We start from the raw sequence: 19,496 nt of genomic DNA on the forward strand, positions 1-19,496 counted from the left end.
TTAGGAGAAGAATATGGGTTTTCTTGACAAGCTTTTTGGCAATAAATCAGAAAGCACATCTGGGACGATTGATATTGTTGCGCCTCTGTCAGGCGAGATCGTAAACATTGAAGACGTACCGGATGTGGTGTTTGCCGAGAAGATCGTTGGCGACGGCATCGCCATCAAACCAACCGGCAACAAAATGGTTGCGCCGGTCGATGGCACCATCGGCAAGATTTTCGAAACCAACCATGCGTTTTCAATCGAGTCTGACAACGGCATTGAGTTGTTTGTGCACTTCGGCATCGATACGGTCGAGCTGAAAGGCGAAGGCTTCAAGCGCATCGCCGAAGAGGGCCAGAAGGTCAAGAAAGGCGATGTGGTGATCGAGTTTGATCTGCCGCTGCTGGAAGAGAAAGCCAAATCGACACTCACGCCTGTTGTGATCTCCAACATGGATGAGATCAAAGAGCTGGTTAAGCTCTCTGGTCAGGTTACCGTTGGCGAAACGCCGGTGATCCGCATCAAGAAGTAACAGATTCAGCTAAAAGAAACGGCACCCTCAGGGTGCCGTTTTTATTTGTCTGTTCCGGACGCTGACAGCGCGCAGCCCTCTTACGCGCTCTTGCTCTGAGACTGCCAGCGCGGCAGGCGGATAGTCAGCTCCAGCCCGCCTTCAGGACGATTCACCGCCTGCACCTCGCCGTGATGCGCCAGTACCACCTTACGCACGATAGCCAGTCCCAGACCATAGCCTTTACCCAGCAGCGGTGAGTTAACCCGCACAAAGGGATCGAAGATGCTGGAGAGCTTTTCATCATCCACGCCCGGCCCCTGATCGCGTACGCGGATCGCCAGCCACTGCTGCTCCGCCTGAAGCCTGACCTGAATATGCTGACCAGGCAGCGAGAAACGCAGCGCGTTGCGCAGCACATTCTCGATGCCGCGGCGGATCAGCTCGGCGTTGCCGCGCACCGTGTAATCGGCGCTTTCATCAACCTGAAAATTAACGTTTACGCCGGGAATCTGCGCCTCGTAGCGCACGTCAGTGACAACCGCGTGCACCAGGCCAGTCAGATCAAAATATTGCTCGTCAGGCATACTCTCATGCCCGGCGCGCGACAGCGTCAGCAGCTCGCCAATCATCTTATCCAGCCGCCGCGCCTCTTCGTCGATGCGATCGAGAGAGGCGTTAACGCTCTCCGGCGTCTGGCGCGCTAAGCCGGTCGCAAGCTGCAGACGCGCCAGCGGCGAACGCAGCTCATGCGAAATATCATGCAGCAACTCCTCGCGCGCGCGAACCAGCGTATCAAGCCGCTCTACCATGGCGTCGAACGCCTCGGCCACGTTAGACAGCTCATCATGACGCTTGCGCATCATAGGATAGAGCCGCACGCTGAGATCGCCGTTCGATACGCGTGTAAAGCCTTCGCGCAGCTGGCGCATCGGCCGCGTCAGGTTCCACGCCAGCAGCAGACTAAAGAGCAACCCGACCGACCCGGCAAACACGAACATCGGCTCAGGGATATTAAGAATGTGCCGCGGCCCGGTCATTCCCATCGAGCTGTCTTCCCGCAGGCCTTTGACGTCATAGCGCAGTTCATACTGTTTGCCGTCTGCGCCTTTCACCCAGCGCACAATAACGTCAGGGAATTTGCCCTGAAAGGGCGGGTTAAAGGTTTCCGGCAGCGGCTCGCTATGGGCAGGCCGCGCATGCTGGATAACGGAAAAGAACTGACGATCGTTCGGCTCCCAGTCCGCCATCATATTGTCCAGCGAGCTAAGCCCCCCGCGCTCCAGCACCGATACCGCTGATGCCATCTGCAGATTAACGATGCGGCGCGTAGCGATGATCTCCGGCGGCTCATGGTGATTCCCGGCAAACGTAAAACCGAGCCAGAGTAGCTGACTGATAATAACGAACACGATCCAGAAGCCGATTAAGATCTTCCAGAACATGCGTCCGCGATAGTTTTGCTTCATCGAATGCGATAACCGATGCTGCGCACCGTTTCGATATTGACGCTGTCAGCGGTAAGCGCCGACAGTTTCTGACGGATATTGCTGATATGAACATCTACGCTGCGGTCGTAGGCCTCACGCGGACGGCCCAGCCCTTTTTCCGACAGCTCATCTTTTGACACCACGCGATCCGGCGAACGCATCAGCAGCTCAAGCAGATTAAATTCTGAGGCGGTGAGATCGAAGGGCTTGCCCTGCCACTCGGTAATGCGCGTAGCGGGATTAAGCGTCAGTTCCCCCCAGCGCAGCAGCTCTTTTTTGTCCGGCAGAGGCGCCTGCTCTTCAAAGCGGCGTAGTACCGCGCGCAGACGCGCTACCAGCTCGCGCGGGTAGCAGGGCTTCGGCATATAGTCGTCCGCGCCCATCTCCAGCCCGATCACGCGGTCGATATTGTCGCCTTTGGCGGTCAGCATGATTACCGGCAGGCGGCTGTTTTGCCTCACCTGCCGCAGCACGTCGATACCGCTCATATCCGGCAGCATAATATCAAGGATCATTGCGGTGTAATGGCCGGAAAGCGCGCCTTCAATGCCTGCGCTGCCCGTTAATACCAGCTGGGTTTCAAAGCCCTCTGCAATAAGGTACTGGCTGAGCATGGTGCCCAGCTCCACATCGTCATCAACTAACAAAATTTTCATGGTGGTCTCTCGCCTGTATTGACGCTATTTTGTCCTGAGCGAGCGCCGGACGCAGCCGGTTTTACGCGTTCCTTACAGATTCGACGTCAGACGATGCTCAGGATGACTATAGACAAAAACGGCCCGGCCCCACCACTCTGGCGCTGCCGGGCCGCTCAAGAGAGGATTTACCGATAGATGCCGGTTGAGAGATAGCGGTCGCCGCGATCGCAGACGATAGCGACGATCACGCTGCCTGGCTGCGCCTGGGCGATGCGTAAGGCACCCGCCACCGCGCCGCCGGAACTGACGCCGCAGAAGATCCCCTCACGTCGCGCCAGCGCCCGCATCGTCTCTTCCGCCTCGGACTGTCCCATATCCATCACTACATTGACCAGCTCGGGTCGGTAGATGCCAGGCAGATAGGCCTGCGGCCAGCGGCGGATGCCGGGAATAGCGCTCCCCTCTTCCGGCTGCAGGCCGATAATGGTTACGCTGTCGCTCTTCTCTTTCAGGTAGCGGCCAACGCCGGTAATCGTGCCGGTGGTGCCCATGCTGGAGACGAAATGGGTGAGACGCCCGCCGCTCTGCTGCCAGATTTCCGGGCCGGTAGTCTGGTAATGGCCGAGCGGATTATCAGGGTTATTGAACTGGTCAAGCACGCGACCTTCGCCGCGCGCCATCATCGCCAGCGCCATGTCGCGGGCGCCCTCCATACCTAGCTCGCGGCTTACCAGCACCAGCTCCGCGCCGTAAGCGCGCATCGCATCCTGCCGCTCCCGGCTCATATTTTCAGGCATCAGCAAGCGCAGCGCGTAACCTTTCATCGCGGCGATCATCGCCAGCGCAATGCCGGTATTGCCGCTGGTGGCTTCAATCAGGCGATCGCCCGGCGTGATTTCGCCGCGCAGCTCCGCCTGGTTAATCATTGACCAGGCGGCGCGATCCTTGACGGAGCCGGCAGGATTATTGCCCTCCAGCTTGAGCCAGATTTCGCTGCCGTTGGCAGGCGTCAGGCGCTGAAGTTTGATCAGCGGCGTATTGCCGATGGTGTTTTGCAGAGTGGTCAAGATGCGTTTCCCGGCGAACATAAGCGAGCAAAAAAAGGGGCGGGACAAGTCCCACCCGCTGTCGCGTGAGAAAATATCAGGCGCTTTCGGCAAAGGCAACAGCGCGCAGCGGCGTCGCGCCCTGATAGAGACGCGCCTGCTGCAGGCCGACGAACAGACGTTCGCCGCGTACCGGCGCGCTTCTGTCGCCGTCAAACACCAGCGAAAAAGGTTCGCTCTGCCATCCGGTCGGCTGGACCACCAGCTGCCAGAAATGACCACGCGGGCTAACTTCAAGAACCTGTACCGGCAGCGGCGTCTCCAGGCTGCTCTGCCGCGAAACGTCAATCTCCCACGGGCGCAGGAAAAGTTCGACCGCACCCTGATGTGCCGGTGTATAGCCCAGAGGCCAGTGATGCGCACCGACGTGGAATTGCGAGCCGTGGATCTCCCCGTCAAAGCGGTTCACCTCGCCGAGAAACTCCAGCACAAAGCGGGTGGCGGGATCGCGCCACACTTCGTCCGGCGTTCCCACCTGCTCGATATTGCCCTGGCTCATTACCACCACGCGATCGGCTACTTCCATCGCCTCTTCCTGATCGTGGGTAACGAAGACGCTGGTAAACTTCAGCTCCTCATGCAGCTGACGCAGCCAGCGGCGCAGCTCTTTACGTACCTGCGCGTCCAGCGCGCCGAAAGGTTCGTCGAGCAGCAGGATCTGCGGCTCGACCGCCAGCGCGCGCGCCAGCGCCACACGCTGTTTCTGGCCGCCCGACAGCTGCGCCGGAAAGCGGTTTGCCAGATGCGCCAGCTGCACCATCTCCAGCAGGCGCGTCACGCGCTGTTTGATTTCAGCCGAGGAAGGCCGTTCGCGGCGCGGCAGCACCGTCAGGCCAAAAGCGATATTGTCGAATACCGTCATATGGCGGAACAGCGCATAGTGCTGGAACACGAAGCCAACCTGACGGTCGCGGGCATGCAGGGCGCTGACATCTTTATTGTGAAAGCGGATTTGCCCGCTGTTCTGATGCTCCAGCCCGGCGATAATACGCAGCAGCGTGGTTTTCCCCGAGCCGGACGGCCCCAGCAGCGCTACCATCTGGCCAGAAGGAATATCCAGAGAGATATCGTTCAACACCGAAGTGCGGCCGAAAGATTTGTTGATCTGTTTAATCTCAATGCTCATGATTTTCCTCCTGTTGCAGGCGATGCTGCTGCTGCTCTAAGCGCCACTGCAGCATGCTTTTCAGAAACAGCGTGACGATGGCCATCAGCGTCAGCAGCGCAGCGGCGGTAAAGGCGCCTACCACGTTGTAATCCTGATGCAGTAATTCAATCTGAAGCGGCAACGTGTAGGTCTCGCCGCGAATCGATCCCGATACCACCGAGACCGCACCAAACTCACCGAGGGTACGCGCGTTGGTCAAGACCACGCCGTACAGCATCGCCCAGCGGATATTCGGCAGCGTAACGCGGCGGAACATCTGCCAGCCGGAGGCGCCAAGCAGCACTGCCGCCTCATCTTCGTGGCTGCCCTGGCTCAGCATGACCGGCACCAGCTCGCGCACCACAAAAGGACAGGTAACGAATACGGTCGCCAGCACCATACCGGGCCAGGCGAACATCACCTGAATGTTATGCGCATCCAGCCAGCTTCCTGCTGGCCCGTTAACGCCCCAGAACAGCAGATACATCAGACCAGCCACTACCGGCGAGACGGCAAACGGAATATCGAACAGCGTCAGCAGCAGCTGGCGACCAGGGAAGTTAAAGCGCGTCACCAGCCAGGCGAGCAGCGTACCGAACACCAGATTGACCGGCACTGTAATCAGCGCGACCAGCACCGTCAGCCAGATGGCGTGCAGCATGTCGCTGTCGCCGAGATTCTGAAAAGCGACGCCCAGCCCCATCTTCAACGCTTCATAGAAGATAGAGATCATCGGCACCACCAGCAGCAGTAGCGATACCAGCACGCCGATGCCGATCAGCAGCCATTTGCTCCAGTTGACCGGCTGGCGGTCAGCGGCGTTGATGTGGGAGATATGCGCCATTAGTGGCCTCCCAGACGGCGGCCGAAGCGGCTCTGTAGAGTGTTAATCGCAAACAGCAGCACCAGCGACGCCGCGAGGATCACCGACGCGATGGCGCTGGCGGCCGGGTAGTCGAACTCCTGCAGGCGCACGAAAATCATCAGCGAGGTGACCTCGGTTTTCCAGGCGATATTGCCGGCAATAAAAATCACCGCGCCGAATTCGCCGATGCTGCGGGTAAAGGAGAGCGCGGTGCCCGCCAGCAGCGCGGGCGCCACTTCCGGCAGCACTACGCGGCGGAAGCTCTGCCAGGGTGTTGCGCCCAGCGTCTGTGCCGCCTCTTCATATTCTGGCCCCAGCTCTTCCAGCACCGGCTGTACGGTACGCACCACAAAGGGGATGCTGGTGAAAGCCATCGCGACGGCGATGCCGAGCCAGGTATAGGAAACTTTGATGCCGAAGGCGTTGTAGATCCACTCGCCGTACCAGCCGTTTACCGAGAAAAGACCGGCCAGCGTCAGGCCCGCGACCGCCGTCGGCAAGGCGAACGGCAGATCCACCAGGCCATCCAGCAGCGTGCGGCCAGGAAAGCGATAGCGCGTAAGGATCCACGCCATAATCATGCCGAACACCGCATTAAACAGCGAGGCAACGGCTGCCGAGAGCAGCGTTACCTTATAGGCCGCCACCAGCTGCGGGTTGCTGATCACTTCCCAGTACTGCGCCAGCGTCATCTTCGACAGCTGCATCAGCAGCGCGCTGATTGGCAGCAGCAGAATTAAACAGGTAAACAGCAGGCTGGTGCCGAGGCTCAGACCAAATCCCGGCAGCACGCGTTTCTGAGTTAACGCAAACATTATCCACGCCCCGCTGATAACAGTTGATCCAGCTCGCCGCCGCTGGCGAAGTGGCTCTTCATTGCCTTATCCCAGCCGCCAAACTGATCTTCCACGCGGAACAGCTGTGTCTGCGGGAAACGATCTTTGTGCTCGCTCATCAGCTGCGGATTGTTTACGCGGTAGTAGAAGTCAGTAACGATTTGCTGCGCCTGTGGCGTATAGAGATAGTTAAGATAGGCTTTCGCCGCGTCGGCGGTATTATTGTGCGCGACGTTTTTATCGACCCAGGCCACCGGGAATTCGGCGAGAATATCCGTTTTCGGCACCACCACTTCATACTCATCTTTGCCGTACTGGTTACGAATATTGTTGACCTCGGATTCAAAGCTGATCAGCACGTCGCCCAGACCGCGCTCGGCGAAGGTGGTGGTCGCGCCGCGTCCGCCGGTATCAAACACTTCGACGTTCTTCAAAAATTTCGCCATAAAGGCGCGGGTTTTCGCCTCGTCTCCGCCGTTGGCTTTGCTGGTCGCGCCCCAGGCCGCCAGCCAGGTATAACGGCCGTTGCCGGAGGTTTTTGGATTAGGAAAGACCAGCTTCACGTCGTCGCGGCCGAGATCGGCCCAGTCGTGAATCTGCTTTGGATTACCCTTGCGCACCAGGAACGCCATGGTGGAGTAAAACGGCGAGCTGTTGTTCGGCAGGCGGCTTTGCCAGTCCGCGGCAATCAGATTGCCTTTATCGTGCAGCACCTGCACGTCAGTCACCTGGTTATAGGTGACGACATCGGCACGCAGCCCCTGCAGGATCGCCAGCGCCTGTTTTGAGGAGCCGGCGTGCGACATTTTAATGGTGAGTTTGTCACCGGGATGGCTGGCATCCCACTGTTTTTCGAACGGCGCATTCAGGGCGGCAAACAGCTCGCGCGCAACGTCATACGAGCTGTTGAGCAGTTCGGTGGCGCTGGCCGCGCCTGCCAGACTGAGCGACAAGGCGATACCGCCAACGATATTTTTCATCGTTCTTTTGGTCATTGGGCACCCTGAGAAAACAAGAGATCCGGCTTATGCCAGCCGTTTGCCCAGTGTATTTATAACCCTGTGAAAAGCAGTAGCGGTTTTATATATCGTTTGATGATTTCAAAGTCGAAAATGGCATAAGACAGCGCAATAGTTTATGCGCCAGGCAGCAAAGGCGCGGGCCGCGTCAGGCGGCCCGGAGAGCTTACAGCGGCTGTTATGACGCTACGCCCACCCCCTTGGGCACCGCCGCTTTTTTAACGCTGCCAGATAATTTTGCTCAGCTTCCAGCTTTTCAGCACGTCGTCCGACGGCATCAGACCGTCCGGGCCATGCCAGTCACCGCTATAGACATAGGAAAGATGCTGGCTACCTGGCGCGCGGCACTCCACGTCGTGGTTGCCCGCGCCGCCCGCCAGCTTGCAGTTGTTAAAGGCCTTGCTGAATTTGTCGCTAAAGGCGTCGCCAATTTTAGCGCCATCCTGCGCGGCAATATCGCTGTCCGTCACCTCAATACGCTCTACGCTGCTGCGCCCGCTGATCTGCAGTTTCACTTTATCGCCGTCCAGCGCCTGCCAGAAGGCGATGACATCGCCGTTCTCGCTACGCATGCCCTGACGCAGCTTATAGTTGCCTTTCAGGCCGTCGCCGATCGCGCTTTCGCTCATTGCGGTCGCGCTGCCGACGCCGCCGACGCCCTGCTCGGTAGCGGTCAACGATGAGCCAAACCAGTTCCACGGCAGCGCCGACGACCAGTGATAGCTCAGCGGGTTATACCAGCTTACGTCTGACTCAGAGGCGGAGCCGGTACTGGCACAGCTGCTAAGCAGCGTAGCGGCCACCAGCAGCGAATAGGGTAACGCTTTCATTAAAACTCCTGTTAACACGGTGCCAAACGGCAGAACTCATTGGAGTCGCCAGCAGCAAAAAAGTTTATTCCGCCAGCTGATGTTCCGGCAGAAAGCAGTCGCGCAGCCTGACGTTGAGCAGCAGCCACAGCAGCGCCAGGCCATCGAACAGCGTGAGCAGCAGCGGCCAGGGCGAGGTAAGCAGATCGCCGGATGCGAAGGTCCCGCCCTGCCACGCCAGATTGACCGCCAGCGACAGCACCAGCACCCAGCGCCACATCTGCCACAGCCGCGGCCAGCGTGCGCGGTAGCCGGTCAGCAGCAGGCCAATGAGCGCAGGCGCGCCGAGCGCCAGTCCGAGCCAGAACGCCTGCCGGTCGGGATAGAAGAGTCCCAGCAGATCGCTGCCCTGCTGGCGCGACGCCCCCGCCATCACCAGCAGGATCCAGGTGCGCGCCAGCAGCAGCAGCGTTAGCCAAAAAAGAAACGGCAGCCGCAGCTGCCCTTTCGCATCATATTCGTCCGGCAAATATTTCACTGCATCAATACTCGCGGTCTTCAATCAGCCGCTTGCCGAGCAGCACTGAATCCACCGGTTCGTAATCCAGCTTCTCATAGAAGGCGACGACCTGATCGTTCTCTTCACGCACCATCAGATTGATTTTGGGGCAGCCGCGGGCAATAAGCTTTTTCTCCAGCCGGTTCATCAGGGCATTGGCGAAGCCGCGGCCCTGATAGTCGGGATGCACCGCCAGATAGTAGGCGGAGCCGCGATGACCGTCATAGCCACCCATCAGCGTGCCGACCACTTCGCCGCCCACTTCCGCAACCAGAAAGAGGTCAGCATCGTGGTTCATCTTGCGTTCGATATCCAGTTCCGGGTCATTCCACGGACGTAACAAATCGCAACGCTCCCAGAGCGTAATCACCTCTTCAAAATCTTCCTGGCGGAAGGCGCGGATTTCCATCTTCTTTACCTTGCAAATAAGCACAATTCGCTGATTATCACGCATTCAGAGCCGCGTGCAACCCCGGCTAGCGCAGCCTGGAGCAAAAAGCGCCAGTTTTCCCGTTAGCAACCTGACATACAAAGTAAAGAGCTGAAAGGGTTAGGTCCTCGCAGCGGACAAAATGTTACGATATAACACTCTGCACAATTTCCGCTAATGGACCGGCCTATGCCCACACTTTCTCTGCTTAAGCGTCTTACCAACCGTCGTCAGCTGCTGCTCTCTGGCCTGGCGCTGGCAGTGCTCTCCCCGCGCGCGGTTCAGGCGAAAGAGGAAAGCGCCCCGCTGCGCGCCAGCCCGCGCCATGCGCAGCCTGCGCCGCCGCAGAAAAACGGCAAGCGCATCGTGATGATCGATCCCGGCCACGGCGGCATCGACTCCGGCGCCGTAGGCAGCGAAGGCTCGGAAGAGAAACATATCGTGCTGGAGATTGCGAACAACGTGCGCCAGCTGTTGCAGTCGCATCCGCGCATTGAGGTGCGGCTGACGCGCGACAGCGACCACTTTATTCCGCTGTATCAGCGCGTTGAGATCGCGCACCAGCACGGCGCGAACCTGTTTATGTCGATTCACGCCGACGGCTTTACCAGCCCTGAAGCGAGCGGCGCCTCGGTGTTCGCCCTTTCGAACCGCGGCGCCAGCAGTGCCATGGCGCGCTATCTGTCAGATAAAGAGAATGCGGCGGATAAAGTCGGCGGCGCGAAGGTTGAGCAGCAGGATCACTATCTTAACCAGATCCTGTTCGACCTGGTGCAGACAGACACCATCCGCAACAGCCTGACGCTGGGCAAGCATGTGCTGGATCAGATCCGCCCGGTGCACCATCTGCACAGCGAGCATACCGAGCAGGCGGCGTTTGCCGTACTGAAATCGCCGTCGATTCCGTCGGTGCTGGTCGAGACCTCCTTTATCACTAATCCGCGTGAAGAGCAGCTGCTCGGCACCGCCGCGTTCCGCAGCAAAATCGCGACGGCGATCGCTGGCGGCATTACCCGCTATTTTGATGAGTACGATCGCCGCAATGGTCAGGTATAATCGCGCCACTTTTTTGCAATGAGTCAGATGTCATGCCCGATATTTCCCGCGTTAAAGCCTTTCTGCTGAACCTGCAGGAGACAATCTGTAATCAACTGGCGGCAGCCGACGGCGGCGCGCAGTTTATTGAGGACAGCTGGCAGCGTCCCGGCGGCGGCGGCGGTCGCAGCCGCGTGCTGCGCGACGGCGCGGTATTTGAACAGGCAGGCGTTAACTTTTCGCACGTTCACGGCGACCAGATGCCAGCGTCGGCGACGGCGCACCGTCCAGAGCTGGCGGGCCGCAGCTTTGAGGCGATGGGCGTGTCGCTGGTAATCCATCCGCACAGTCCCTATGTGCCGACCAGTCATGCCAACGTGCGCTTTTTTATCGCTGAAAAGCCGGGCGCCGATCCGGTGTGGTGGTTCGGCGGCGGCTTCGATCTGACTCCCTACTACGGCTTTGAGGAAGATGCGGTGCACTGGCATCAGACCGCGTTCGATCTCTGCCAGCCGTTCGGCGATGAGGTCTACCCGCGCTACAAGAAATGGTGCGACGATTACTTCTATCTGAAGCATCGCGACGAGCAGCGCGGCATTGGCGGCCTCTTTTTTGACGATCTCAACACGCCAGACTTCGACACCAGCTTCCGCTTTATGCAGGCGGTGGGTCACGGCTTCCTCGACGGCTATCTGCCAATTGTCGAACGCCGCAAAGCACTGACGTGGGGTGAGCGCGAGCGCCAGTTCCAGCTCTACCGCCGCGGACGCTACGTGGAGTTCAACCTGGTGTGGGATCGCGGCACTCTGTTTGGCCTGCAGACCGGCGGCCGCACCGAATCCATTCTGATGTCGATGCCGCCGCTGGTGCGCTGGGAGTATGACTATCAGCCGGAGCCGGATTCGCCGGAAGCCGCGCTGACGCGCGACTTTTTACCGGTGCGCGACTGGCTATAAAGGCGCGGTTTGCGCTTCAACGACGGCAAGCGCAACCATATTCACAATCCGCCTGACCGAAGCGATGCGCGTCAGCACATGCACTGGCTTGCTGATGCCCATCAGCACCGGGCCGACGGTGACGCCCTCCGAACTGGAGACGCGAAGTAGGTTGTAACTAATGCGCGCCGCTTCGACGTTCGGCATGATCAGCAGGTTCGCCGCCCCCTTCAGCGGGCTGTCTGGCATCAGCTCGCGGCGTATACTCTCAATCAGCGCCGCATCGCCGTGCATCTCGCCATCCACTTCCAGCTCTGGCGCGCGACGCTGAATAATCGCCAGCGCTTCACGCATCTTGCGCGCGCCGGGCGCGTTTGAGGTGCCGAAGCTGGAGTGCGACAGCAGCGCAACGCGCGGCTCAATGCCGAAGCGGCGCACCGTCTCCGCCGCCAGCAGCGTCAGATCGGCCAGCTGTTCCGGCGTCGGATCCTCATTGACGTAGGTATCGGTAATAAAGGTATTGCCGCTGGGCAGCAGCAGCGCGTTCATCGCGCCCGCCACCTTCACGTCGTCGCGCAGGCCGAACACTTTCTCCACTACGTCATAGTGCTCATGGTAGTCGCCAATGGTGCCGCAGATCATCGCGTCCGCCTCGCCGCGATGTACCATAATGGCGCCGATCAGCGTTGGATTGCCGATCACCGCGCGCTGCGCCTGCTCTGGCGTTACACCGCGCCGCTTCATCATCTGGTAATACTCGTTCCAGTACGCCTTGAAGCGCGGATCCGATTCGTTGTTCACCACGTCAAAATCTTTGCCCGCTTCGATCTTCAGACCCTGCTTCTGCAAACGCATGGCGAGCACGTTGGGACGACCAATCAGGATCGGCCGCGCCAGGCCAAGCGTCACCAGCTCCTGCGTAGCGTGCAGTACGCGTACCTCCTCCCCTTCCGCCAGCACCACGCGCTTCGGCGCTTTGCGCGCCTGGGAGAAGATCGGCTTCATAAACAGATTGGTTTTGTAGACGAACTCGGCGAGCTTCTCGCGATAGGCATCAAAATCCTCTATAGGACGGGTCGCCACGCCAGATTCCATCGCGGCGCGCGCCACCGCCGGGGCAATCTGCACAATCAGGCGCGGATCGAAGGGCTTCGGTATCAGGTAGTCCGGCCCGAAGCTGAGATCCTGATCGTCATAGGCGGAAGCAACCACATCGCTCTGCTCCGCCTGCGCCAGCGCGGCGATAGCGTGCACCGCCGCCAGCTTCATCTCCTCGTTGATGGTGGTTGCGCCCACGTCGAGCGCGCCGCGGAAAATAAACGGGAAGCAGAGCACGTTATTGACCTGATTCGGGAAGTCAGAACGGCCGGTGCAGATAATGGCGTCGGGGCGCACCGCTTTGGCCAGCGGAGGCATAATTTCCGGCTCGGGATTGGCAAGCGCCAGAATCAGCGGATCGCGCGCCATCTTCTGCACCATTTCCGGCGTCAGCAGCCGCGGCCCCGAGCAGCCGAGAAAGATATCCGCGTTTTCGATTACCTCTTCCAGCCTGCGCGCGCCGTTATCCTCTACCGCATAGGCGGCTTTAGTGGGCGCCATGCTGGCTTCGCGGTCGCGGTAGATCACCCCTTTCGAGTCGCACACCACAATGTTCTCTTTTTGCATGCCGAGCGCCACCAGCAGATTCAGACAGGCGATAGCCGATGCGCCCGCGCCGGAGACCACCAGTCGCACCGCGGCAATCTCTTTGTTAACGATGCGCAGCCCGTTAAGCACCGCCGCGGTACAGATAATCGCCGTACCGTGTTGGTCGTCGTGAAATACCGGAATCTTCATGCGCTGGCGTAGCTGCTGTTCAATATAGAAGCACTCCGGCGCTTTAATATCCTCCAGATTAATGCCGCCAAAGGTCGGTTCCAGCGCGGCGATAACGTTGATCAGCTTTTCCGGGTCTTGTTCATCAATCTCGATATCGAAGACGTCGATACCGGCGAATTTTTTGAACAGCACCCCTTTGCCTTCCATCACCGGTTTGCCCGCCAGCGCGCCGATATTACCGAGTCCAAGCACCGCAGTGCCGTTCGAGATCACAGCCACCAGATTGCCGCGCGCGGTATATTTATGTGCCGCCAGCGGATCCTGCGCAATTTCCAGACAGGGCGCGGCGACGCCGGGCGAGTAGGCCAGCGCCAGATCGCGCTGCGTGGCGAGAGGTTTGGTGGGGGAAACCTGGATTTTGCCCGGAGTGGGATACTGATGAAAATCCAGCGCGCTCTGCTTGAGTTGGTCGTCCATCGTCGGTTCCTTTTTCAGCTTCAGTGCGCTGGCAGTATAAAAGGCGGACAGAAAGGAAAACGTCGGAGGGATCGCGATAAGGCAGATCGATACGTAAAGGGCGCGCAGGGCGGAAAGTGCGGTTAATCCGGCAGAAATCGTCAGTTCTGCTAACCTTTGAGATGCGCGATTTTCGCCCCCCGGCTGACTGACAGGATGTTGCAGCACGCTATCCCTGTTTGACGTCACGCTCTTTTCGCCGCGCGGGGCCCCGATGAGTTCAGCCCATCGCAATAATCAGAAAAAGAGTATTTTCATCATCGAACGCCTGATGCACTGTGTTGCAGGGTGAAATCATTCGCAATAAAGAATTGCTCATCAAGGAGTTAAAAGATGAACCAGCTAGAGGCACTAAAACAGTTCACAACCGTCGTGGCGGACAGCGGCGATATCGAATCCATCCGCAACTACCATCCTGAAGACGCCACCACTAACCCTTCTCTGATCCTGAAAGCTTCCGGCCTCGAAGGCTACAAGCACCTGATCGACGACGCCATCGACTATGCGAAAAAGCAAGGCGGCAGCAAAGAGACGCAGATTATCAACGCCAGCGATAAAGTCGCGATCAATCTCGGTATGGAGATCCTGAAAAGCGTACCGGGCCGTGTTTCGACCGAAGTAGATGCGCGCCTCTCTTTCGATCGTGGCATGTGTGTGACCAAAGCGGAAAAACTGGTTCGCATGTATGAAGATCACGGCATCGACCGCTCGCGCATTCTGATCAAGCTGGCTTCTACCTGGGAAGGTATCAAGGCGGCGGAAGAGCTGGAGAAGAACGGCATTCACTGTAACCTGACCCTGCTCTTCTCCTTAGCTCAGGCGCGCGCCTGTGCGGAAGCGGGTGTTTTCCTGATTTCGCCGTTCGTCGGCCGTATTTACGACTGGTACAACAGCCGTAAACCGCTCGATCCGTACGTCGTCGATGAAGATCCGGGCGTGAAGTCAGTGCGTCGCATCTACGACTACTACAAAAAGCACCGTTACAACACCATCATCATGGGCGCGAGCTTCCGTAAAGTAGAACAGATTATCGCGCTGGCGGGCTGCGACCGTCTCACTATCTCCCCGAACCTGCTGGAAGAGCTGCAGAACAGCGATGCGCCGGTTGAGCGCAAGCTGGAGCCATCTACCGAAGGTTTCCATCAGCCTGCGTCGCTCTCTGAAGCGGAGTTCCGCTGGGAGCACAACCAGGATCCGATGGCGGTAGAAAAACTTTCCGAGGGCATCCGTCAGTTTGCCGTCGATCAGCAGAAACTCGAAGACGTGCTGGCCGCACGCCTGTAGTTTTTGTCTGTTTAACTTTGTCGGGCGGGTTTTCCCGCCCGCACTTCTGCTCAACGAAGGGAGAACCCTATGTCATCACGCAGAGAGCTGGCGAACGCAATTCGCGCGTTAAGTATGGATGCGGTACAAAAAGCAAACTCAGGTCACCCGGGCATGCCAATGGGCATGGCGGACATCGCCGAAGTGCTGTGGCGCGACTACCTGAAGCACAACCCGACTAACCCCGCCTGGGCCGACCGCGACCGTTTTATCCTGTCCAACGGCCACGGTTCGATGCTGCTTTACAGCCTGCTGCACCTTACCGGCTACGATCTGCCGATGGAAGAGCTGAAAAACTTCCGTCAACTCCATTCGAAAACCCCAGGCCACCCGGAAATCGGCTACACGCCGGGCGTTGAAACCACCACCGGCCCGCTGGGCCAGGGTCTGGCTAACGCCGTAGGTCTGGCGATCGCCGAACGCACGCTGGGCGCGCAGTTCAACCGTCCGGGCCACGATATCGTCGATCACTTCACCTATGTCTTTATGGGCGACGGCTGTCTGATGGAGGGGATCTCCCACGAAGTCTGCTCGCTGGCGGGCACGCTGGGCCTCGGCAAGCTGATCGGCTTCTACGACCACAACGGCATCTCCATTGACGGCGAAACCGAAGGCTGGTTTACCGACGACACCCATAAACGCTTTGAAGCCTATAACTGGCATGTGGTCGGCGAGATCGACGGCCATGACGCCGAGGCGGTAAGCCGCGCCATTAAAGAGGCGCAGAGCGTAACCGACAAACCGTCGCTGATTATCTGCCGCACCATTATCGGTTTCGGCTCGCCGAACAAAGCTGGTAAAGAGGAGTCACACGGCGCTGCGCTGGGCGACGCGGAAGTGGCGCTGGCGCGTAAAGAGCTGGGCTGGACTTCACCGCCGTTTGAAATCCCGCAGGAAATTTATCAGCAGTGGGACGCCAAAGAGGCGGGCGCCGAGCGCGAGCGCGCCTGGAACGACAAGCTGGCGGCCTATAAACAGGCGCATCCGGAGCTGGCTGAAGAGTATCAGCGCCGCATGAACGGCGAAATGCCGTCAACGTGGGAAAAAGAGACCCTTAAATTCATCACCGACCTGCAGGCTAATCCGCAGAAGATCGCCAGCCGTAAAGCGTCGCAAAATACGCTGGAGCATCTCGGCTCGCTGCTGCCGGAGCTGCTGGGCGGCTCGGCGGACCTGGCGCCCAGCAACCTGACTATCTGGTCTGGTTCGAAGCCGATTAAAGAAGATCCGGCGGGCAACTATATTCACTACGGCGTGCGCGAATTCGGTATGACCGCTATCGCTAACGGCATCGCCCACCACGGCGGCTTTGTGCCCTACACCGCGACCTTCCTGATGTTCGTGGAATATGCGCGTAACGCCGCGCGTATGGCGGCGCTGATGAAAGCGCGTCAGATTATGGTGTATACCCATGATTCCATCGGTCTCGGCGAAGATGGCCCGACGCACCAGCCGGTCGAGCAGCTCGCCAGCCTGCGCCTGACGCCTAATTTCAGCACCTGGCGTCCCTGCGATCAGGTTGAGACGGCGGTAGCGTGGAAAGCCGCTATCGAGCGCCATCACGGCCCGACCGCGCTGATCCTGTCGCGTCAGAACCTGCTGCAGCCGGAACGTACCGCTGCCCAGGTCGAAAATATCGCGCGCGGCGGCTACGTGCTGAAGGATTGCGACGGTACGCCGGACGTTATCCTGATCGCGACCGGTTCGGAAGTGGAGATCACGCTGGGCGCGGCGGAGAAACTGACCACTGACGGCCATAAGGTGCGCGTAGTGTCGCTGCCGAGCACCGACGTGTTCGACAAGCAGGATATCGCCTATCGCGAATCTGTGCTGCCGTCCACGGTGCGCGCGCGCGTCGCGGTGGAAGCGGGCATCGCCGATTACTGGTTCAAGTATGTCGGCATCGACGGCAAAATCGTCGGTATGACCACCTTCGGCGAATCCGCGCCGGCAGGCAAGCTCTTCCCTGCCTTCGGCTTCACGATTGAAAATGTCGTGGCGCAGGCGGAGTCGTTACTCAAGCCAGCGTAATGCTTAAGGCCCTCTCTCTGCGGAGAGGGTCTTCTCCCTTCACACAGCCTGAAACAGAAAAAAATCGCTTTAGCCCCCTTCACCGCTTGCGTAAACCCATTACTATAGGATCCTTCCCTGACTCATCTGGCTGGATGCTTTCCCGTTGAAAAAACGTACTCCTTATTTACTGGCCTTAATGGTTTCCCTGATGCCATTAGCAGGCAAAGCGCAGATCGCGCCCGATCCGCTGCTCTCTTCCCAAATTGTCGATCGTTACGCTGAACACATTTTTTACGGCAGCGGCGCTACCGGGATGGCGCTGGTCGCTATCGACGGGAACCAGCGCGTTTTCGCCAGCTTTGGCGAAACCCGACCAGGCAACAACGTGCGCCCGCAGAAAGATTCCCTGATCCGCATCGCCTCGCTCAGCAAGCTGCTGACCAGCGAAGTGATGGTGAAAATGGCGGAGCGCGGCCAAATTCGCCTGGACGATCCGCTGAGCAAATACGCGCCGCCGGGGGCGCGCGTGCCGAGCTACGCTGGCCAGCCGATTCGCCTGATTAACCTCTCTACCCATACCAGCGGCCTGCCGCGCGAACAGCCCGGCGGTAAACCGCATCGTCCGGTCTTTGTCTGGCCGACGCGCAGCGAACGCTGGGACTGGCTGGCGGGCGCGAAGCTGAAAGCCGCGCCGGGTACCAACGCCTCCTATTCGAACCTGGGCTATGACCTGCTGGGCGACGCGCTGTCGCGCGCTGCCGGTACGCCCTATCCGGCGCTGCTGCAACAGCTCATTACCCGCCCGCTCGGCATGAAAGATACCACCTTCACCCCTTCGCCGGAGCAGTGCGACCGCCTGATGGTGGCGGAGAAAGGTGCCAGCCCCTGCAATAATACGCTGGCCGCTATCGGCAGCGGCGGCGTCTACTCGACGCCGGAAGATATGGGCCGCTGGATGCAGCAGTTTCTTAACTCGGCGGTTAGCCCGCGTTCGCCGCAGGTCGATCGCATGCAGACGTTAATCTATCGCCGCGACCAGCTGGCGAAGGTGGAAGGTATGGACGTGCCGGGCAGAGCCGACGCAATTGGCATGGGCTGGGTCTATATGGGGCCGAAAAACGGCCGTCCCGGCATTATCCAGAAGACCGGCGGCGGCGGCGGTTTCATCACCTATATGGCGATGGTGCCGCAGAATAACGTCGGGGTGTTTGTGGTGATCACGCGCTCGCCGCTGACGCGCTTTACCGCGATGAGCGACGGCGTTAACGATATGCTGGCGGAGCTGGTCGGCAACCAGAAAGGTTCGCCGATGATGATACAGGCGATGCGCTAAGGCGCGGTCGCGGGTGACGGCTGGGATACCCACAGGGTCGGCCAGTCGTCACTGCTGTGCCAGGCGTCGCAGGTGGACTCCTCGGCATATTCCGCCAGCGTGAAGTCGCTGCCGTTAAAACGCCAGCGTGTGGCAGAGCCGCAGTCGCCCAGACCGCGCCCTTTGCTGAAGGTATACAGCTGGCCGGTGTTGGCGTCATAGTCGGCGTTGATCAGCTCCAGCTGTCGCTCGCCGCGCGGCGGCGTAAAGGGCAGCGTCAGGCTAATGCCGCGCGCCACATAGGGCGCGGCGCGCGTCACTTCAAACGCCAGATCGATCACGTTGTAAGCCCCCATTTCGCAGCTCACCATCAGCAGCGCCTTGCTGTCCGTCAGCGGCGCAACGTTGACTTCGCGCCGCATCGGGTCGAGCGAGCAGGCGTCGCTGTTAAGTCGCCAGGTGCCGTAGTCAAGCAGCCCGCTGGTTTCTTCATGCGTCAGCGCGGCTGGCGGCGTTCCCTGGGCGGGCAGCTGCGGCAGCTGCGGCGCAGGCGGCACATCCCACAGCGCGCGTGAGCCGCGCTTAATCCAGGCGCTCATGCCGTTAACTCTGCCCTGCACGTCATCTATCAGCAGCAGCGCCGCTTTCAGGCCATGCAGTGAAATAGACGCCTGCGCGTTGTAGGTGAGCTGTATCGCATCCGCGTCGAGGATTTGCGCTAAAAATTCATCAATGGCGATGGCATTGCTGGTGGCGAGATGGTGTGGCTCTACCGTCCAGTGCTTAAAGTCAGGACGCAGGCGACGCTGATCGAGCAGCAAATTATCCTGCAGCGGCGCGCCGGGAATTTCTCCGCTGTAGGCGCTGCCGTAGTCGATGCGCAGCAGCGGACGATCGTTAACGCCGGCATGACGAGCGATAGTCATCACCAGCCCTTTGTCGCCCGGTATATTGCGCGCCACGCAAAACCCGGCGTTATTGCAGGTCACCTGCCAGTCGGAAAATGACTTTTGCAGTGGATCGGCTTTAACGCAGGCAATGAAAAGGAATGGCAATACCAGCAGTGACTTCGTCCAGGTCGGCATCAGGAAAAACGGTCCCCAAAATCTCAGAGTGGAGATGATAGCGCAACGGCCGGACATCCGGTGG

General features: G+C 59.4%; 18 protein-coding genes. 6 read left to right on the forward strand and 12 right to left on the reverse strand.

What is annotated here, in order from left to right; translation table 11 throughout:
- The first annotated feature begins 13 nt into the window (after nucleotides 1-13).
- A complete protein-coding gene (gene crr / locus MHZ89_RS10030; protein WP_033753703.1) occupies nucleotides 14-517 on the forward strand; it encodes a PTS glucose transporter subunit IIA in 504 nt (167 codons plus the stop codon).
- Nucleotides 518-597: 80 nt separating this feature from the next.
- Here crr and MHZ89_RS10035 read toward each other — a convergent pair whose 3' ends face one another.
- The 10 genes from MHZ89_RS10035 to MHZ89_RS10080 all read right to left on the reverse strand — a co-directional run bounded on the left by MHZ89_RS10035 (nucleotide 598) and on the right by MHZ89_RS10080 (nucleotide 9,374).
- Nucleotides 598-1,965, reverse strand: coding sequence for an ATP-binding protein (locus tag MHZ89_RS10035; RefSeq protein WP_311782875.1), 1,368 nt, complete (start codon nucleotides 1,963-1,965; stop codon nucleotides 598-600).
- On the reverse strand, nucleotides 1,962-2,642 hold the full coding sequence (locus MHZ89_RS10040; RefSeq protein ID WP_311782876.1) for a response regulator transcription factor: 681 nt from the start codon (nucleotides 2,640-2,642) through the stop codon (nucleotides 1,962-1,964). Before MHZ89_RS10040 ends, MHZ89_RS10035 begins: the two co-directional genes overlap by 4 nt.
- Before the next feature lie 167 nt (nucleotides 2,643-2,809).
- Entirely contained in the window at nucleotides 2,810-3,691 is an 882-nt protein-coding gene (cysM, locus tag MHZ89_RS10045) for a cysteine synthase CysM (protein ID WP_311782877.1), read from the reverse strand.
- A gap of 76 nt (nucleotides 3,692-3,767) precedes the next feature.
- Complete coding sequence (cysA, locus tag MHZ89_RS10050) at nucleotides 3,768-4,856, reverse strand: sulfate/thiosulfate ABC transporter ATP-binding protein CysA (RefSeq protein WP_311782878.1); 1,089 nt, start codon at nucleotides 4,854-4,856, stop codon at nucleotides 3,768-3,770.
- A complete protein-coding gene (cysW, locus tag MHZ89_RS10055) occupies nucleotides 4,846-5,721 on the reverse strand; it encodes a sulfate/thiosulfate ABC transporter permease CysW (RefSeq protein ID WP_311782879.1) in 876 nt (291 codons plus the stop codon). The genes cysA and cysW overlap by 11 nt, the downstream gene beginning before the upstream one ends.
- Complete coding sequence (cysT, locus tag MHZ89_RS10060) at nucleotides 5,721-6,557, reverse strand: sulfate/thiosulfate ABC transporter permease CysT (protein WP_311782880.1); 837 nt, start codon at nucleotides 6,555-6,557, stop codon at nucleotides 5,721-5,723. The genes cysW and cysT overlap by 1 nt, the downstream gene beginning before the upstream one ends.
- A complete protein-coding gene (locus tag MHZ89_RS10065) occupies nucleotides 6,557-7,573 on the reverse strand; it encodes a sulfate ABC transporter substrate-binding protein (RefSeq protein ID WP_311782881.1) in 1,017 nt (338 codons plus the stop codon). The genes cysT and MHZ89_RS10065 overlap by 1 nt, the downstream gene beginning before the upstream one ends.
- 242 nt (nucleotides 7,574-7,815) lie before the next feature.
- Entirely contained in the window at nucleotides 7,816-8,427 is a 612-nt protein-coding gene (locus MHZ89_RS10070) for an RpoE-regulated lipoprotein (RefSeq protein ID WP_311782882.1), read from the reverse strand.
- Between the two features lie 64 nt (nucleotides 8,428-8,491).
- Nucleotides 8,492-8,953: a DUF2919 domain-containing protein gene (locus MHZ89_RS10075; protein ID WP_311783022.1), complete on the reverse strand. Its 462-nt coding sequence runs from the start codon at nucleotides 8,951-8,953 to the stop codon at nucleotides 8,492-8,494.
- A complete protein-coding gene (locus MHZ89_RS10080; protein WP_120458165.1) occupies nucleotides 8,949-9,374 on the reverse strand; it encodes a GNAT family acetyltransferase in 426 nt (141 codons plus the stop codon). Before MHZ89_RS10080 ends, MHZ89_RS10075 begins: the two co-directional genes overlap by 5 nt.
- A gap of 210 nt (nucleotides 9,375-9,584) precedes the next feature.
- Between MHZ89_RS10080 and amiA the strand changes: the two genes are divergently transcribed.
- Nucleotides 9,585-10,451 (forward strand): N-acetylmuramoyl-L-alanine amidase AmiA, encoded by an 867-nt coding sequence (amiA, locus tag MHZ89_RS10085; RefSeq protein WP_120458164.1) that lies wholly within the window; start codon nucleotides 9,585-9,587, stop codon nucleotides 10,449-10,451.
- Between the two features lie 32 nt (nucleotides 10,452-10,483).
- Nucleotides 10,484-11,386 carry an oxygen-dependent coproporphyrinogen oxidase gene (gene hemF / locus MHZ89_RS10090; RefSeq protein ID WP_271152807.1) on the forward strand — a complete coding sequence of 301 codons (903 nt, stop codon included), beginning with the start codon at nucleotides 10,484-10,486 and terminating at the stop codon, nucleotides 11,384-11,386.
- Here the strand turns inward: hemF and maeB are convergent.
- Complete coding sequence (gene maeB / locus MHZ89_RS10095) at nucleotides 11,381-13,660, reverse strand: NADP-dependent oxaloacetate-decarboxylating malate dehydrogenase (protein ID WP_311782883.1); 2,280 nt, start codon at nucleotides 13,658-13,660, stop codon at nucleotides 11,381-11,383. The genes hemF and maeB overlap by 6 nt on opposite strands.
- Before the next feature lie 372 nt (nucleotides 13,661-14,032).
- Here maeB and tal point away from each other — a divergent pair, with 372 nt between their 5' ends.
- The 3 genes from tal to ampH all read left to right on the forward strand — a co-directional run bounded on the left by tal (nucleotide 14,033) and on the right by ampH (nucleotide 18,368).
- Entirely contained in the window at nucleotides 14,033-14,983 is a 951-nt protein-coding gene (tal, locus tag MHZ89_RS10100) for a transaldolase (protein WP_311782884.1), read from the forward strand.
- A gap of 69 nt (nucleotides 14,984-15,052) precedes the next feature.
- On the forward strand, nucleotides 15,053-17,053 hold the full coding sequence (gene tkt, locus MHZ89_RS10105) for a transketolase (RefSeq protein WP_126689521.1): 2,001 nt from the start codon (nucleotides 15,053-15,055) through the stop codon (nucleotides 17,051-17,053).
- Nucleotides 17,054-17,198: 145 nt separating this feature from the next.
- Nucleotides 17,199-18,368 carry a D-alanyl-D-alanine-carboxypeptidase/endopeptidase AmpH gene (gene ampH / locus MHZ89_RS10110; RefSeq protein ID WP_311782885.1) on the forward strand — a complete coding sequence of 390 codons (1,170 nt, stop codon included), beginning with the start codon at nucleotides 17,199-17,201 and terminating at the stop codon, nucleotides 18,366-18,368.
- Here ampH and MHZ89_RS10115 read toward each other — a convergent pair.
- Nucleotides 18,365-19,432: a DUF1176 domain-containing protein gene (locus tag MHZ89_RS10115; RefSeq protein ID WP_311782886.1), complete on the reverse strand. Its 1,068-nt coding sequence runs from the start codon at nucleotides 19,430-19,432 to the stop codon at nucleotides 18,365-18,367. The genes ampH and MHZ89_RS10115 overlap by 4 nt on opposite strands.
- Between the last annotated feature and the right edge of the window lie 64 nt (nucleotides 19,433-19,496).

The sequence above is a fragment of the Pantoea sp. ACRSB genome (assembly GCF_022346905.1).
Lineage (GTDB): Bacteria > Pseudomonadota > Gammaproteobacteria > Enterobacterales > Enterobacteriaceae > Pantoea > Pantoea piersonii.